Genomic DNA, 1,255 nt, shown 5'->3' on the forward strand with positions numbered 1-1,255 from the left:
AAGCTGTTACGCTTTTCTTAGAGGGTAGCTGCTTCTAAGCTCACCTCCCGGCTGTTTAGGGCTCGAGACTACCTTCCAATCGCACTTAATCCACACTTTGGGACCTTAACCCAGCTCTGGGTTGTTCCCCTCATGGTACCCAAGCTTACCCCGGGCACCGGACTCCCATCGTCCACGGCGTTTGCACGTTCGGAGTTCGACAGAGAGGCCGACTCCTCTCGGAGGCGGGTCTCTCAATCGGTCGCTCTACCGCGCAAACTACCTCGGATGAGGTCATGCTTCGACATGTTTCGGTTGGAACCAGCTGTTGCCGAGCTCGATGGGCCTTTCACCCCTACTCTCGAGTCACGGGAGGGTATTGTAGGACACCAACCCTAACGGGCCTCCACGTGCCTTTCGGCACGCTTCACCCTGCTCCAGAGTAGATCGCTCGGTTCCGGGTCGTATCCCTTCGACTCCCCGCGCTTGAACACGGTGGGCCTGGCAATGCTGCGCCCCTATCGGTTTCCCTACGCCTTCCCTGATAATCAGGTTAGACTCGCCAAAGAGATACACTCCCTAGTTCGTTTTTCAAAACGTACGACGGAACTTCGGCTCCCTCTTCGTCCTACTGGAGGCTCGCGCCTCGGTCGTTTTGAAGAGGGCCTTTCAAGCCCCGTCGCTCTATCGCCGACTGGTTTCATGCCCTATTGCACCGCCCTTCTCGGGGTGCTTTTCAGCGTTCGCTCACGCTACTTGTTCGCTATCGGTCTCGAGGAGTGTTTAGCCTTCGCGGTCGATGCCCGCGACATTCACGAGGGATATCCAACCCCCGCTACTCTAGAACTGGCGCACACTCTACTGGATCACGGTACGGGACTGTCGCCCTGTTTCGTGCTCTGTTCCAAGAGACTTCTCGTGATCTGTCGAGTGCTGGGAGCCAGCCTGTACACCACATGTCCTTGCGGATTCGGTTTGGGCTGTATCGCGTTCACTCGCGGTTACTAACGACATCGCAGTTGCTTTCTCTTCCTGTCCTTACTAAGATGTTTCAATTCAGGACGTTCCCCATTGCGCGAGGCAATTGCGGTGGGGATTCCCATTCGGAGATCCTCAGTTCTACGCTTCCATGCAGCTCCCTGAGGCTTATCGCAGCTTGGCACGTCCTTCTTCGGCACTCGAGCCGAGCAATCCATCAGCCGGCATAGTAGCCGTCTGTCGGTAATCGTCGTTCCACTGCAACCCGATATCGTACGGGTCCAGTGGGTGCCTGGAC

Annotated in this window: 1 rRNA gene; it reads right to left on the reverse strand. The window is 56.8% G+C overall.

From position 1 onward, the window contains the following. A 23S ribosomal RNA gene (locus ACFR9S_RS15355) occupies positions 1 to 1,199 on the reverse strand; the annotation flags it as partial. Positions 1,200 to 1,255: the final 56 nt, after the last annotated feature.

Source organism: Halolamina salina (assembly GCF_042678005.1).
GTDB classification, from domain to species: Archaea; Halobacteriota; Halobacteria; order Halobacteriales; family Haloferacaceae; genus Halolamina; species Halolamina salina.